At 46.6% G+C, this 14817-nt stretch carries 15 protein-coding genes and 1 riboswitch; all 15 genes read right to left on the reverse strand.

The annotated features are described in order from the left end of the window. Positions 1 to 3: 3 nt before the first annotated feature. The 15 genes from ribH to FKV70_RS06055 all read right to left on the reverse strand — a co-directional run bounded on the left by ribH (position 4) and on the right by FKV70_RS06055 (position 14639). Positions 4 to 468 carry a 6,7-dimethyl-8-ribityllumazine synthase gene (gene ribH / locus FKV70_RS05985; protein ID WP_013371724.1) on the reverse strand — a complete coding sequence of 155 codons (465 nt, stop codon included), beginning with the start codon at positions 466 to 468 and terminating at the stop codon, positions 4 to 6. Between the two features lie 29 nt (positions 469 to 497). Then, positions 498 to 1181: a 3,4-dihydroxy-2-butanone-4-phosphate synthase gene (gene ribB, locus FKV70_RS05990; RefSeq protein WP_280115062.1), complete on the reverse strand. Its 684-nt coding sequence runs from the start codon at positions 1179 to 1181 to the stop codon at positions 498 to 500. 73 nt (positions 1182 to 1254) lie between these two features. Beyond that, positions 1255 to 1920 (reverse strand): riboflavin synthase, encoded by a 666-nt coding sequence (gene ribE / locus FKV70_RS05995; RefSeq protein ID WP_063213524.1) that lies wholly within the window; start codon positions 1918 to 1920, stop codon positions 1255 to 1257. 327 nt (positions 1921 to 2247) lie between these two features. Continuing rightward, positions 2248 to 2420, reverse strand: a riboswitch (FMN riboswitch). 67 nt (positions 2421 to 2487) lie between these two features. Continuing rightward, complete coding sequence (locus tag FKV70_RS06000) at positions 2488 to 2955, reverse strand: IDEAL domain-containing protein (protein WP_063213525.1); 468 nt, start codon at positions 2953 to 2955, stop codon at positions 2488 to 2490. Positions 2956 to 3176: 221 nt separating this feature from the next. Further along, on the reverse strand, positions 3177 to 5465 hold the full coding sequence (locus FKV70_RS06005; RefSeq protein WP_142612106.1) for a thiamine pyrophosphate-dependent enzyme: 2289 nt from the start codon (positions 5463 to 5465) through the stop codon (positions 3177 to 3179). Continuing rightward, positions 5465 to 6478, reverse strand: coding sequence for a 2-oxoacid:acceptor oxidoreductase family protein (locus FKV70_RS06010; RefSeq protein WP_063213527.1), 1014 nt, complete (start codon positions 6476 to 6478; stop codon positions 5465 to 5467). The genes FKV70_RS06005 and FKV70_RS06010 overlap by 1 nt, the downstream gene beginning before the upstream one ends. A 252-nt stretch (positions 6479 to 6730) precedes the next feature. Beyond that, on the reverse strand, positions 6731 to 7165 hold the full coding sequence (locus FKV70_RS06015) for a peptidylprolyl isomerase (protein WP_007430881.1): 435 nt from the start codon (positions 7163 to 7165) through the stop codon (positions 6731 to 6733). 162 nt (positions 7166 to 7327) lie between these two features. Next, positions 7328 to 8695 carry a diaminopimelate decarboxylase gene (gene lysA, locus FKV70_RS06020; protein ID WP_142612107.1) on the reverse strand — a complete coding sequence of 456 codons (1368 nt, stop codon included), beginning with the start codon at positions 8693 to 8695 and terminating at the stop codon, positions 7328 to 7330. Positions 8696 to 8805: 110 nt separating this feature from the next. Continuing rightward, positions 8806 to 10500 (reverse strand): spore germination protein, encoded by a 1695-nt coding sequence (locus FKV70_RS06025; RefSeq protein WP_142612108.1) that lies wholly within the window; start codon positions 10498 to 10500, stop codon positions 8806 to 8808. Positions 10501 to 10526: 26 nt separating this feature from the next. Further along, the gene (locus FKV70_RS06030; protein WP_063213530.1) at positions 10527 to 10949 is read right to left on the reverse strand and encodes a stage V sporulation protein AB; all 423 of its coding nucleotides are present in this window, start codon (positions 10947 to 10949) and stop codon (positions 10527 to 10529) included. Further along, positions 10946 to 11599, reverse strand: coding sequence for a stage V sporulation protein AA (locus FKV70_RS06035; RefSeq protein WP_142612109.1), 654 nt, complete (start codon positions 11597 to 11599; stop codon positions 10946 to 10948). Before FKV70_RS06035 ends, FKV70_RS06030 begins: the two co-directional genes overlap by 4 nt. Before the next feature lie 177 nt (positions 11600 to 11776). Further along, positions 11777 to 12532, reverse strand: coding sequence for an RNA polymerase sporulation sigma factor SigF (gene sigF, locus FKV70_RS06040; RefSeq protein ID WP_063213532.1), 756 nt, complete (start codon positions 12530 to 12532; stop codon positions 11777 to 11779). A gap of 11 nt (positions 12533 to 12543) precedes the next feature. Then, positions 12544 to 12999 carry an anti-sigma F factor gene (gene spoIIAB, locus FKV70_RS06045; protein WP_013310781.1) on the reverse strand — a complete coding sequence of 152 codons (456 nt, stop codon included), beginning with the start codon at positions 12997 to 12999 and terminating at the stop codon, positions 12544 to 12546. After that, positions 12996 to 13349 carry an anti-sigma F factor antagonist gene (gene spoIIAA, locus FKV70_RS06050; RefSeq protein WP_013310782.1) on the reverse strand — a complete coding sequence of 118 codons (354 nt, stop codon included), beginning with the start codon at positions 13347 to 13349 and terminating at the stop codon, positions 12996 to 12998. Before spoIIAA ends, spoIIAB begins: the two co-directional genes overlap by 4 nt. 96 nt (positions 13350 to 13445) lie before the next feature. Continuing rightward, on the reverse strand, positions 13446 to 14639 hold the full coding sequence (locus FKV70_RS06055) for a D-alanyl-D-alanine carboxypeptidase family protein (RefSeq protein ID WP_142612110.1): 1194 nt from the start codon (positions 14637 to 14639) through the stop codon (positions 13446 to 13448). Positions 14640 to 14817 lie beyond the last annotated feature (178 nt).

The following is a 14817-nucleotide window of genomic DNA, read 5'->3' on the forward strand; positions in this document are numbered from 1 at the left end:
TCATTAGAACTGCTTACCGAGATTGGCCATTTCAATTGCAGCTAGTGCAGAATCCCATCCTTTATTGCCAGCCTTCGTTCCTGCTCGTTCAATAGCCTGCTCAATGTTTTCCGTAGTCACTACACCAAAAATAATAGGGACTCCCGTTTTTAGACTGCTTGCCGCCACACCCTTGGCAACTTCATTGCAGACGATATCATAATGTGAAGTAGAACCACGGATAACCGTACCAAGCGTAATAACGGCATCATATTTTCCGCTTGCAGCCATTTTTTGAGCAATCAGTGAAATTTCAAATGCACCCGGCACCCATGCTACATCTATTTCATCTTCCTGTGCGCCATGTCTTTGAAGTGCATCAAGTGCACCGCTCAACAGTTTGCTTGTAATAAACTCATTAAATCTGCCCACTACAATACCATACTTCAAACCACTCGATACGAGATTACCTTCTAGAAAACGTGCCATGCTGATCAACCTCTCTTTTTTTGAATTATTTACAATGACAAACGACGACGGTAGTCGATTAAATGCTGAATGCTGATCAGCTTCAATTGATGTCGCTTGGCGATCACAGCCAAATCAGGCAAACGGGCCATCGAGCCATCTTCCTTTATAATTTCGCAAATGACTCCGGCAGGCTTGAAGCCGCTGAGCCGGGCCAAATCGACAGCCGCTTCAGTATGACCGGCACGCTGCAAGACCCCACCATCTCGGGCGATGAGCGGAAACATGTGACCAGGTTTGCGAAAATCGTTTCCCGTGATTGCTTCGTCGGCCAAGGCCCGAACAGTCAAAGAACGCTCGACCGCTGAAATCCCGGTTGTTGTCTTCATATGATCTACCGATACCGTAAAGGCAGTACCGTGAAAATCAGTATTTTGCTCTACCATGGGATCCAATTCCAATACCTCGGCTCTGTGCCGTGTGATCGGCACACAGACCAACCCGCGACCTTCTGTAATCATGAAATTGATGACCTCGGGCGATGCTTTTTCAGCTAAAGCGATAAAGTCGCCTTCATTTTCCCGCTGTTCATCATCCACTACAATAACGACTTTGCCGTTTTTTAAATCCTCCAAAGCTTCTTCGATGGAATCCAATCGAATCTCTTCGCCATGGTGCAACTCGCCCTGCTCTAAGATGTTTGCCGTTGCACTTGTTTGGATGCCTCTATCCATATTCCGTTCCTCCTTTTATCCTGCGCTATGAATGCTCCTGATATAAATTCCCTAACAGGTATATTAGGCTGTATCAGGCAAAGCCGTGTTTCGCCAAATAGTCCAAACTAAGCGGAGCCTGATCTGCTCTCTCCATCGGTGCTGAACCTCTGTAATTTAAAAGCTGCTCCACATATTTGCCCAATATGTCGCATTCAATATTCACGGTATCTCCCTCATGTTTGGCTTGTAAGGCCGTTTCGGCTAAAGTGTGGGGGATAATGGATACGGCAAAGCTATTCCTCGTACGCTGCGCGACTGTGAGGCTGATACCATCAATTGTAATTGACCCTTTGAGGAGTACATATTTAAATAGTGCTTGATCAGAAGGCTCAACTTCGAACACAACCGCATTCTGGTCTGATGTTACGCTGCGAATCGTCCCCGTTCCGTCCACATGTCCCTGTACGATATGTCCTCCGAACCTTCCATTTGCCGCCATCGCCCGCTCCAGGTTGACTCGGCTGCCGGATCTGAGTTCTCTGAGATTACTGCTGCGGAAAGTCTCCGGCATCACATCAACTTTAAAATCTTTAGTCCCAATCTGTATTGCTGTCAGGCAGACACCATTCACTGAGACACTGTCGCCTATTTTCAAGTCGCCCAATACCACAGAACCCGAAATCCCCAGCACCATCGCTTCACCGCTTTTAGAGATACTTTGAATGCGCCCCACTTCCTCGACCAAACCGGTAAACATGCTTTCACTCCTTTCACTATATTTCAGTTTATCCCTAATTCACCCGCTATAAGCGCAAATAACCCCCAGTCAGGATTCAATCCGTCATGGGGGTGATGAGAGTCACATATGTAGTATACAAGCGCAAATAATTACGTCTAAAATGACATGAAATCATAGGATTGCCAAAAGAAAGCATGGTTAATGATACAGCTAATAACGCTCAGAACGTCTATCAAAAAGAAAGCTTAAATAGCTGTCATTCGATGCTGTCCTATAACGAAATAAGCTCTACCTGCATTTACGTATGCTAAAAATTGGCACATGTCAAGTCAGCCACATGCGCTTCGTATCCTTCTCCCATCCAGACTATACTGTCGGTCCCGGAATTGCACCAGGTCCACCTTCTGCTGATTGTTCAGCATCCGGGTCACGGACTAAGACATGGTAATTTCGCAAAAGCGATTTACAAACATGTCATCACCGCCGGTGGGGAATTTCGCCCCGCCCCGAAGGATTTGCTCTTATTTAATTGAATTAACACTAAACTTGTTAAGTATATTAGCACCGACTTCTAAAAAAAGCAAGTTACCTAACGGAGGCTCCCGCAATGGTTTTGACATATTGACTGGAGAGTTCTTCAAACCAGGTTTTATCATTCATATGAAGCGCCAAATCAATCAGGTCAGCCAGTTCGTCGACGCCAAGCTGTGTAGCATGGTCAAAGGTAATAACGGCTGAGGCAACAGGCTCTCGCCCTCCCTCAGAACATGCTTCATATTCCAGTCGTACATCTACATGTCCATCAATAAACTCACATTTTAGAAAATAAATAATTTCACACATTAAAATAGGGCGCACCTGTGTTTCTAACACGCAATCCATCACCTTGGCAGAATAATGCTGATTCGTCAGTGTGAATTTGTGTTCTGTCGCCGCCAGCGATGTCCGTCCAAAATCATCCGTAAACTTAAGTTCCACTGGCGTGATGTTCATGACCTTGGGGATTTGCTTCTTTATAATTTCAATTATTTCAACTGTATTCAGCTTAATCATTACCTGCACCTCATTGCATCTTAAAATTCAAAAGAAAACTTTATAACGTGTCTCCTATAGGCCTCCACTCCTATATCGGAAATCATTACCTGTTTTTTTATGCTTCAACCCATAAACGCAAAAAAAGATTCCTGGCGCAGCAAGCGCAAGGAATCTTTATCAGACCGGTGCCGAAACAGCGGCTAACAATGTTACACATTTATTATGCAAAAAAATTAAAATTATAGCTCCGAAATTTCATGTTTCTTTTTCAGAATGGTCCAGCGACGCTCAATCTCCTGCTCAAAAGCAGCCAGCGTTGCTTCCTCTTTGAGAAGATGCTTCGTTTTACCCATTAATTTTAGCCATTCTGCAGCTGGAATCCGTTTTCCCTTGTCTTCCGGATTGTACGTAATCGTCGTGCTTCCCTGCTCGATTTCGTACAAAGGAAAGAAGCAAGACTCAACTGCGGCGCCTACGATGCTAGTACCCAGTCTGTCTTCGGATTTCCAGTTGAGCGGGCAAGCGCACAGAATTTTACCATAAGCCGTACCAACGTTGTTGGCATACCATTGAGCCTTGGCAGCTTTGCGAAGCATATCCTGCGGATGGCTTTCGGCTGCTGTAAAAGCATACGGGATGTTACAGGCGGCCATGATTTGCACAGTATCCTTATGATGCCCTTGCTTCCCTTTTTGCATTTTCCCTACACCCGACGTACTGGTCATATGCCCCATTGGAGTGGAGTACGATTGCTGCGAACCTGTATTCATGTACCCCTCGTTGTCATATTCCAGCATAATTAGTTTATGGTTACGCAAAGCCGCACCAATTGCAGACCCCATACCGATATCCATCCCGCCGTCACCACTAATCATGATAAAGGTTGGATCATCGGATATCTCAATTTCATTACGTCGCTTCATCTCCATGTAAGCTTCCAGCGCTCCTGAAATTGTAGCGGCCCCGTTTTGAAAAAGATTGTGGATCATCGGTTGTTTGTGTGATGTATATGGGTATCCTGTCGTAACCACATATACGCAGCCGGTCTGGAACAGTACGACAATATCGCCTTCAATCCCTTTAAAAAACAGTTCCAGCGCAGACAATGCCCCACAACCAGGGCAAGCTCCGTGACCCGGTGTAAGACGGCGAGGTTTGGTTGTCAACGAACGCAAAGGGGGTACCTTGACCTTGAGCTTCCCAGTCGCCTCGTCCGGTGTAACCTGAATCAGCCCCGTACGGTATGCATTGCCACGTGGTGGCTGCATGACTTGCGGCATCACCTTGTCTGGAGAGCCTGGATTAATCCCGTAATAATCAAAAGGCTTCTCCGCGCGTTCAGCCTCTGCCGCCTGAATCGCAAGCTGGAAGAAGGCCTCTGCATCTTCCGCATAAAAGTCCTTACCACCCAAGCCAAAGATACGGCTTAACACGATGGTTTGGTTCAACGGGTCCTCCTGCAACGCCGCCTTGATTTCGTGCGTCAAATTACCGCCATCTGATCCGTATGAATCTGCACGTTCACCCACCAGCAGCGCCTTGACATGCCGCAATGCCTCCCGCAATTGTGCAGCAGGGAATGGACGGATGATATTCGGACGAATCACGCCCGCTTTAATGCCGCGCGTGCGGAGTTGATCCGCCACATCCTTGGCCGATTCGGCCGCCGAGTTCAGCAGGAAGACCGCAACCTCAGCATCCTCCATATGATACAGGTCCAAAATCGGATATTCCCGCCCGGATAAAGCGGCATATTCTGCTGCTACCTGCTCATATACTCCTTCTGAAAGCTTCAACGCTTTGGATAGTTGAGCGTGATTATTCGTCAGGTCATCGCCGTTCATATGCGCACCCACAGTGACAGGACGATCAAAATCCGTAATATTCGGATAATTCAGGTTCGGGTTGGGGCCTACAAAATCGCGTACGGTCTCTGCATCGGCAAAATATTGCACTTTACGTTTTTGATGGGACGTATAAAACCCGTCATACGCGACCATTACTGGCAATCGTACATCGCTATGCTCTGCGATTTTTAGGGCCATGATGTTCATATCATACACAGCCTGTGGCGTACTCGCTGTCAATATAACCCAGCCTGTATTCAAACCATAATACAGGTCCGAATGATCCCCTCGAATATCCAGGGGACCACTGACTGCACGTGTCACCAAATTCATAACCATAGGAAAACGGGTACCTGACTGGACAGGCAACTGCTCCAGCATGTACAGGAAACCTTGCGAACTGGTGGCATTGACAACCCGTGCTCCGGCCGCCGCAGCTCCATAACAAATCCCTGCCGATCCGTGTTCTCCATCTGCTGCAACCAGCTTAATATTATGCTGACCGCGCGTTTTCATTTGATCCAGATACTGTGCTACCTCAGTCGACGGCGTAATCGGGAAATATCCCATCATATGATAGTTGATCTGCGCAGCCGCTGTAGCTGCCATTTCATTACCGGATTCGAATGTTGTCACTTGTGCGGCGCCCGTCTGTTTGAGTTCTTCCTCCAGCTTTGCCATTACGCACGCCCTCCTTCATATACTGGAAATTGGTGGGCAATGCGATTCTGCTCCGCCCAGCCCCATTGCTCGCGACGCGAGCTTAATGCCCCCGACGGGCAAATATCTACACACTTCAGACACCCTTTGCAATACTGGTAATCAATCCCTTGCAAAAACGGCATCATTCTTCCGCGTTTGTCTGCTTGCTCTTCCCATACAAAGCAGTAATCCGGGCAAATCGAATCACACTTGGCACAATGAGTACATTTATCAGCTTCATACTCAGGTACATAACCCTGGCGTGAACCACTAACATCTTTCGTCATGCTGTTGCCCTGAGTTGCAATAACGCCCCCTAGCAATTGAGTTTCGTACCCTAGCAAAGGCTGCGGACGTTCGAAAACCCGATCCTGCGCGTCAGCAGTAACCGGATATACATGTAGTTGCATTTCTTCAAAACCACGATTAAATGTACGCAGATTAGGTTCCACTAATTGTGGATTTTTCTTTTCAAAAGTACTGCGAATAACCGATCTCATTGCTTCCGGGTCCAGGAAGTCACAGACACGGAACAAGGCACCAAGCATGGACGTATTTAGTTTGGTCCGCTCTTCCAGTGCAATGCCCATCGCATCCACCACTGCTAATGTACCGGATTCCAGTCCCAAATCAGCCCGTATTTCTTCTGCCGGACGTGTGGAATTTACCACTACAATCCCATCTGCTGGCAGGCCGCTGATTACATTTACCGTTTTGTATAACGTTTCATGGAAAATGCCTACCACATGCGGTTGCTCGATCGGACTGTGATCGCGAATATCCACCTCCGGCTCACAGAAGCGAACAAAGCTTTTAACCGGAGATCCCTTCTTTTCCGAACCGTAGGATGAGAAATTTGAAGCATTCAGTCCCAGACCAAGTACCCCGGTTTCGGCCAACATTTTGCCAGCCAGATTTGCGCCGAGTCCACCAATGGATTCCAGCCGGATTTCAAAAAATCCGAGTCGATTTGTGCGCGTTAAAATAGACAATGTGATAAGCCCCCTTCTTTTCCAACTCTTACTGAGCTTGAACACTCATATAAAATAAATGGAAATATGCACTCTTGTGAAAAGGCTATCACAACACTTACTTTTCGAATGTGATCTTACGCACTGTAATACGTACGTGATTGTGAAAATTAGCAAACCGTCAAACAAAAGACATCAAAAGCCGCCCTGTCCAAAGACAGAGCGGCTTACGAGCAACGCTATTCAAAATAGGGAAGGCATGTGACGGTAAAATTACGCGTCAAATACTTTAACCTCTTTCATTTTGTCGCCTTGTTTTACAGCATCAATGAATTCCATACCTTTGGTTACTTTACCAAATACAGTATGTACTCCATCCAAATGTGGCTGTGGAGCGTAGCAAATAAAGAATTGGCTGCCACCGGTGTTGCGACCTGCATGAGCCATGGACAGAACGCCTTTGGCATGCTTGGTTGTGTTCGTAGCTGTTTCACAGTCAATTGTGTAGCCAGGACCGCCTGTACCGTTACCGATCGGACAACCCCCTTGAGCAACAAAGCCTGGAATGACGCGGTGGAAGCTCAAACCGTTGTAGAAACCACTGTTTGCCAGCTTTTCAAAGTTAGCAACGGTGTTTGGAGCTTCTTCTGGGAAAAAGTCAATTTCGACGATGCCGCCGTTTTCAAGATCTATTCTACCTTTTTTCATTGTTTGTATCTCCTTTTCAACCTGTTTTGAGAACTAAATAACATCAAGTTCCAGTTTACTATGAATTGGCGCGCTTAGCAAAGCCTTGTCCAAAAAAAAGGCCATTGTCCCCGGTCTATGATTACCGACACAATGGCCTGCTTGATTTTAGAATTCCAAAATTCAGGACGAAACCGTAATTTTGGCGTTGGGCTGAGCCATTGAACTAGCTTGGTCACGAACCAAGCGCTGTGGAATAACGTCATTGCGAACGATATCCTCGTACGTTTCCCGACGCACTACCAGTTCGGCCTCCCCGTTGTTGACAAATACAACTGCTGGGCGACGTATCCGGTTATAATTGCTCGCCATGGAGTAATTATAAGCTCCGGTTGAGGCAACAGCGAGCAAATCCCCGCTATTCGGACAAGGCAGTTCTACATCCCAAATAAGCATATCGCCGCTTTCACAGCATTTGCCTGCAATGGATACTGTCTCTTCGTTCGCATCTTGTGCGCGATTAGCCAGCATCGCTTCATACTTGGCCTGATACAGTGCAGGACGTGGATTATCTGTCATTCCGCCGTCTACGGAAACATATTTACGAACCTGCGGAATATCCTTGATACTTCCTACTGTATACAAGGTCGTACCTGAATCCCCTACAATACTACGCCCCGGCTCAATCCAAATTTCTGGAAGCTCATCATAAAGTCCTGAAAAATGAGTTTTCACTGCTTCGCTGATCGCCTTTACATAGGTGGATAGCTTCAGCGGTGTGTCCTCCTCTGTGTAGCGGATGCCAAATCCTCCACCGAGATTAATCACCTTGAAGGAATACTGTAGCTGTTCTTTAATCTCCCTGGAAAAAGCTGCGACCCGCTCAGCAGCCATTTGGAAGCCATTGACTTCGAAGATTTGCGAACCGATATGAGAATGTACTCCCAGCAAATTAAGATGGTCCAGCTCGATCGCCTGTTCGACCGCTTGACGTGCTGTACCGTTTGCAATGTCAAAACCAAATTTTGAATCTTCTTGACCTGTAGCCATATATTCATGCGTATGCGCTTCAACCCCTGGCGTAACCCGCAGTAAAATATTCACCTGCTGTCCTTTTTCAAAGGCAAGGGCCTGCAACAAATGCAATTCCATCTCGCTATCAACAACAAAGCAGCCAATCTGCGCCTCTAATGCCATTTCAATTTCTTCCGGCGTCTTGTTATTGCCGTGAAAATGGATTCGCTCAGCCGGGAATCCTGCTTGCAGTGCTGTAAACAACTCTCCGCTGGAAACGACATCGAGCGACATTCCTTCTTCAGCAGCTAAAGCACACATCGCCATCACACAAAATGCCTTGCTTGCATAAGCCACTTGAAATTTCAAACCGGTCTCACGAAATGCTTCCATGAATTCCCGGCAACGCCGACGGACTAACTGTTCGTCTACAATATATAGCGGCGTGCCAAAACGCTCTTTCAAAAGCGTGGTATCACATCCGCCAATCTCCAAATGTCCATTGCTGTTAATTTTACTGCTTCCATGCAAATACATGTTCTGGCGCCTCTCTTTCTGGAACAAGCTAGTTATATTCCATCGAATGTTTACACCAGTATAGCAAAAAAAACATCAAGAACAATGGATTTTTATGCAGATCATTTACATTAATGCTCCTGTCCATTGCCTGAGTTCGAATCTGTATTGGCATCCGAATGGGGCATACGCGTATTGTCCCTTGTTTTATTAAATGACGGGCGGTTAGGCGCATTAAGTACAGGCATACGGAACAAGATGGAAGCTAACGCCTTGACATTAAAGGGTATAAACGGCCATAAATAGGAAGAATTATATGACCGATGCAGCGTCAGCATCAAAATGATCAGTGTCGTACCCACGACAAAGCCCGGTACGTGAAAAATAGCAACAGCAACCAGCAGGAAAAGTCGAATCAGTCTATTCGCAAGTCCTAGCTCATAGCTGGGTGTTGCGAACATTCCTATGGCAGCAACCGCCATGTATAGCACAACTTCATTTACGAAAAGCCCCGTCTTAACCGCGATATCACCCACCAGAATGGCTGCGATCAAACCCATAGCGGAAGCCAGGGGTGTCGGAGTATGCACGGCTGCCATTCGCATAAGATCAACCCCTAGTTCCACAATGATAAATTGGGCAATCAGCGGAAGATGTGCTTGCTTTTGAGGACCGATAAAATCGAGAAACGCTGGTTTTAATTCGGGATTGATAACCATCAGCAACCACATCGGAAGCAAGAACATTGAGGCAAATATGCCTATAAAACGTACCCAGCGCAAGTAGCTTCCCATAAATGCGGTTTGCCGATTCTCTTCTGCATGCTGACACAGGTCGAAAAAAGTGGTCGGCAAAATCATCACACTGGGTGAGGTATCAACGAAAATAACGAGTCTTCCTTCCATAATATGCGAAGCCACGACATCTGGTCGCTCCGAATAGCGCACTAATGGATATGGATTCCATCCTTTATTGATAATCGTCTCTTCTAATTGCTTATCAGCCAGTGGAATACCATCCAGATTAACATTTTTAATTTTGTCTCGTACAGTATCAACCATAACCTTATCCACAATATCATCAATGTAGCCCAAGCATACATCTGTTCGGGTTCGGCGTCCTACTTGCATGGCCTCAAATTTAAGTCCGGGATCCCGTAAGCGCCGACGCACCAGGCCTACATTTATAAGCATTGTTTCCGTAAACCCATCGCGTGAACCGCGCACGACTCTCTCTAAGGAAGGTTCCTCTGGACTCCGCACGGGGTAATTACGGGTATCCAGAATGACAGAAAAACGTTCGCCTTCCATGAAGAACGCACTATATCCCGCCAGCACCTTATTGATGACAGCAGACATTTTATCTGACTTCTCCACCTGTATATGTGGAATAAATTTTTCAAAATACGCTTGAAGCCCAGCTGAAGTCATGTCATCCGGTGTCAGATAGGTGAGCCGCTTTAACACTTCGAGCATGATCTGATCCTTGGCAAAGCTATTCAGAAACAGGTACCCGATATGGCGACCGCCCGTTGTCATTTCCCTGAATACAACATCAAACGTCTCTCCCAAGCCCAATACCATTTTAAGGGTTTCGCAATTTTCCTTCATCTTTGGCGAAATATCATCCTCAATTTGCCAATAACGTATGGATTCCTCTACATTATCAGAATGCTCGCTTTCTTTTTTGTGCTTAATATGGGCGTCTTCCTGCTCCTGCTCTTGCTTCCGGGAGCCCGAACTTTCCCCGTCAGTATCATGTTCCCTTCCCATTGCTCCGTCTTCATGATGTTGCTCCTGCTGATCCTGCTCCGTTCTATGATCCATATCTCTTGCCCCCTTCTCTTTCGCTATTAACGGTTGTATACAAACCAATCAAATAAGGAACCCATCACCTTGCCAAGCACCATTGCCATTAACAGACCGAACATGTATACGGTCATATGAAGTCGCTTGGCCAGTATCGGCAGGAGATTTAGTACCTCTGTTAGAGCCGCGGCGAGCAAGCCAATAAACACTCCGCAAAATAACCCAGGTATCCATGTAAACATGGCCGGTAACGGCAAACAGATGTTCCAAAAATCAGCCACGGTTCCCACCACTGAACCTAATATCATTGCCTTTTCGTATGCACGCGATTTTTTGTACGTTCGGGTAAGTTGTGCTAATCGCGGCATGATATCCAGCACAATAAAAAAGGCAATCACACCGCTACCTATCGCCAGTCCCCCAGCAATGCCCAAAATAATCTGAAGTGCGGCCTGTATAAATATCATGGTTCCTTATCCTTTGTCTGCAGGCGAGCCATCTTTTCATACTCCTCTGCCACAACATACTGATCCACATTCTCCTGATAGAGATACATTTCCACCTCCAGTGGCGTCGGCTCCTCATTCCATTTTTTCTTGAACAAGTGATTAAAAAATACGATCATGCCAAAGCCGATGCCGAATGAGTAAGCAATTTGGAACAAGTACGGATGTTCATCCTTTTGTCCCGTAATCATTTCCACAATCCGAACCTGTACCTCCATCATGTTAACATCAGCATGAAAGTTCATAATCGTCAGCGCAGAGCCAAAAAATAGAAGCAGCCACACCAACACAAACAGTATTTTGGATGGCTTACGGGGTCTCTCCACGATTTCCACAAGCACATGCGGTTTCCCAAGAGATTCAACTACGACTCCCGGAATGTGGTCTCTAATTTTTGATATGATCTGCAGCATGTCTACCAGTATCAGATTCCCGTCCTGCTTCTGCGGCCGCTTGAGAACAAGTCCAAGCAGATCCTTTTCCCGTTCAGGATCCGCCAGCAGATGGGCTACATCGCCCAAATGTAGGTCCTGGCCTTGGATCATGCGCACACGGCTACGGAGCCGCAAATAGACAATAGGAGCCACTGTAGGAGCCGGACTGTGATTCATCCGATTCCCTCCTTATCCTCGTAATTACCGATTAGTATGGAACGAAGCAAGCAAACCTATTCTGTATATTTGTCTTTTGTCACACGTAAAAAAGAGTACTCCTCGCCATACAAATGGCTTTGGAATACTCTTTAGAATGCGTTAGTATAAGGATTTCACTCACTAAATCCTGTCTCATTATTGGGCAATCTGATCGCGGATTAGCTGTAAAATCTTTTTTTCCAATCGTGATACCTGCACCTGCGAAATACCTAGACGACTTGCAACCTCTGATTGAGTCTGATCCCGGTAATAGCGCAGGTACACAATCAATCGTTCCCGCTCAGATAATCCGTCTATAGCCTCATTCAGTGCCAGCTTGTCAAACCATCTTTCCTGGGATTCATCAGCAATCTGATCCATAAGTGTAATCGGATCTCCGTCATTTTCAAATACCGTTTCGTGAATGGAGGTAGGAGGCTTGTTAGCCTCCTGTGCAAAAACAACATCCTCCGGTGTCACTCCCAGCTCATCAGCAACCTCCTTGACGGTAGGCAGACGATTAAGCCGTTTGGATAGCTCGTCCTTCATTTTGCGGACCTTATTGGCTGTTTCTTTTAAAGAGCGGCTAACCTTGAGTGTACCGTCATCTCGAAGGAAGCGTTGAATCTCACCGATAATCATCGGAACCGCATATGTTGAAAATTTGACATCGTAGCTGAGATCGAATTTATCCACCGATTTTAACAATCCGATGCAACCAATTTGAAAAAGATCGTCAGGTTCATACCCCCGGTTCATAAAGCGCTGCACGACAGACCAAACGAGCCGGATATTACTATTGACCAGTGTCTCACGAGCGTCATTGTCACCAGATTGGCTCAGTGCAATAAGCCGCTTGACTTCTGTATCCTCCAAATAGCTGTGCGAAGTCTTTTTTCCTCCTGCTTCCATAGGATCAACTCCTAATTATATAAAGCTTTCTTGGATTCAATCCTTTTCTTCATCCGGACCGACGTGCCTCCGCCCGGCTCACTGACTGCTTCGAACTCATCCATGAAATTTTCCATAATTGTAAAGCCCATGCCGGATCGCTCTAATTCTGGCTTGGACGTGTAGAGGGGCTGCTTGGCCAGCTCTAGGTCCTCAATTCCCCGTCCTGCGTCCTCAACGACCAACGTAATTACATCCGCTTCAATTCCGACTTTAATTGTTACGACACCCGATGGATCGCTGTCATAGCCGTGAATAATACTGTTGGTCACCGCTTCAGACACAACGGTCTTCAAATCGCTAAGCTCATCCATTGTAGGATCAAGCCTGGAAATAAAGGCCGCCACAGCCACGCGGGCAAATGCTTCATTTTCCGATTTGGCGGCAAACTGCAAGCTCATGAAATTGTTCCCCGTGCCTTCTCTCATGACACAACCTCCAGTTCCGTGAGCGCATTTCCCTCGTTGTCATATATGGGCATGATTTTAAACAAGCCTGACATATCCAGCAGTCGATGAACCGGCGGATTGACATCACAGACTGCCATTTTCCCGCCCTTTTGCTTGATCAGTTTGTATCGTCCCAAGATAACACCTAGGCCGGAACTATCCATAAACTGAAGATTCTTCAGGCTGAGCACGATATGCTCGCATTGCCGGCGCTGAATCGCCTCATCCATTTGCATACGGACCATATCCGACGTATGGTGATCAAGTTCACCAGACAGCCTAACAATAAGTACCCCCCGGTGATGCTCCATTTCAATTTGCAGGTTCATGCTTACTCACTCTCCTCCCGGTCTTGGACAAGGATTTCTACGTAATCGCAGACGATTCCTGCCCTCCGACAAAACTAGAAGAAAACCCCGTAAAATCTACAAAGAAAATAGATTCGACATGGTACGTTTAAACAATTTCCACCAGCCGGCCTTTTCGATCGCCACAGGCGAAGTGATATTGAACTCCTTCAGATGTTTTCCATCCTGATAGACAACCAGCTTACCAACAGGATCACCCACCCGAACAGGAGCTTTAAGACTTGGGGACAGTTGCAGCTCGTGACGCAGCGTTTGCTTGTTGCCACCTTTTTTCACCAGCACACTATATGAACGATCAGCCTGAATTTCCAGCTCTGGTAATACACCTTTTTCAACTTTTATACTGCCGAGCTTTTCACCTGGCTTATATATGGATTTCATCGTATATTGCGAAAACGCATAGTCGAACATGGAAGCTACTTCATTATTGCGTATCTTGGTGTTCGGTTCACCCAGTACGACAGCTACGACGCGTAGGCCATCACGCTTCGCCGTGGCGGAAAGACAGAACTTCGCTTCTGACGTATAGCCTGTTTTCAGACCGTCTGCTCCCGTATAGAAGCGAACAAGCTTATTCGTATTCACCAGCCAAAAGGGCTTGACCGAGGATTTGCGCAAATAGTCCTGGTAGGCTCCCGTATATTTTGTAATATGCGGATACTTCAACAGTTCCCGGCTCATAACCGCAATATCGTGCGCAGAGGAATAGTGATTTTTTACGGGTAAACCGTTGCAATTGGCAAAATGCGTATCTTTGAGCCCAAGCTGCTGCACCTTGGCGTTCATCATCTCGACAAAAGCCTGCTCAGACCCTGCAATTTTTTCAGCCATCGCCACAGAAGCGTCGTTGCCCGAAGCCATTGCAATTCCCTTCAGCATCTCATCGACCGTCATTTCCTCACCCGGCTCCAAGAAAATTTGCGAGCCTCCCATTGAGGACGCATACTCACTTGCCCGCACTTTATCGGTCAGCTTGAGTTTGCCATCATGAATGGCCTCCATTGTCAGCAGCATCGTCATGATCTTGGTGATGCTTGCTGGAGGAAGCTTTTCACGACTGTTTTTTTCATAGATAACTGTGCCAGTATCTGCATCCATCAAGATCGCCGAAAGAGCCTGGGGAGCCAGCTGAGCTGCTGATCCTTCGTTGGTTTTGCCTTCAGGTCTGCTTTCTTCGGCCCAACCTCCGACAGGGACGGCAGTCAAGGCTATCAGACAAGCCAGGATGAACGCCACCATTTTTTTCTTCACAATCGGTTCCCTCCTCAACATATTGGCGTATAGCACCGGAGCCCATTTGCTAACCTCTCCGATCTATTCGCGTGCTGCTAACCATTGTCGTCAGAATGAAAGAAAAATATTCCATATGAATAAAAACGCAAAATAGCACCAAGCTGAGTCAGCATGGCGCTATTTTCCAATATATAAA

It is taken from the genome of Paenibacillus ottowii (assembly GCF_006874425.1).
Classification (GTDB): Bacteria; Bacillota; Bacilli; order Paenibacillales; family Paenibacillaceae; genus Paenibacillus; species Paenibacillus ottowii.

What these genes read in the sequence shown, in the direction of transcription:
- ribH (WP_013371724.1), bottom strand. Translation starts at nt 468, where the DNA reads ATGGCACGTTTTCTAGAAGGTAATCTCGTATCGAGTGGTTTGAAGTAT.
- ribB (WP_280115062.1), bottom strand. Translation starts at nt 1,181, where the DNA reads ATGGATAGAGGCATCCAAACAAGTGCAACGGCAAACATCTTAGAGCAG.
- ribE (WP_063213524.1), bottom strand. Translation starts at nt 1,920, where the DNA reads ATGTTTACCGGTTTGGTCGAGGAAGTGGGGCGCATTCAAAGTATCTCT.
- FKV70_RS06000 (WP_063213525.1), bottom strand. Translation starts at nt 2,955, where the DNA reads ATGATTAAGCTGAATACAGTTGAAATAATTGAAATTATAAAGAAGCAA.
- FKV70_RS06005 (WP_142612106.1), bottom strand. Translation starts at nt 5,465, where the DNA reads ATGGCAAAGCTGGAGGAAGAACTCAAACAGACGGGCGCCGCACAAGTG.
- FKV70_RS06015 (WP_007430881.1), bottom strand. Translation starts at nt 7,165, where the DNA reads ATGAAAAAAGGTAGAATAGATCTTGAAAACGGCGGCATCGTCGAAATT.
- lysA (WP_142612107.1), bottom strand. Translation starts at nt 8,695, where the DNA reads ATGTATTTGCATGGAAGCAGTAAAATTAACAGCAATGGACATTTGGAG.
- FKV70_RS06025 (WP_142612108.1), bottom strand. Translation starts at nt 10,500, where the DNA reads ATGGATCATAGAACGGAGCAGGATCAGCAGGAGCAACATCATGAAGAC.
- FKV70_RS06030 (WP_063213530.1), bottom strand. Translation starts at nt 10,949, where the DNA reads ATGATATTTATACAGGCCGCACTTCAGATTATTTTGGGCATTGCTGGG.
- FKV70_RS06035 (WP_142612109.1), bottom strand. Translation starts at nt 11,599, where the DNA reads ATGAATCACAGTCCGGCTCCTACAGTGGCTCCTATTGTCTATTTGCGG.
- sigF (WP_063213532.1), bottom strand. Translation starts at nt 12,532, where the DNA reads ATGGAAGCAGGAGGAAAAAAGACTTCGCACAGCTATTTGGAGGATACA.
- spoIIAB (WP_013310781.1), bottom strand. Translation starts at nt 12,999, where the DNA reads ATGAGAGAAGGCACGGGGAACAATTTCATGAGCTTGCAGTTTGCCGCC.
- spoIIAA (WP_013310782.1), bottom strand. Translation starts at nt 13,349, where the DNA reads ATGAACCTGCAAATTGAAATGGAGCATCACCGGGGGGTACTTATTGTT.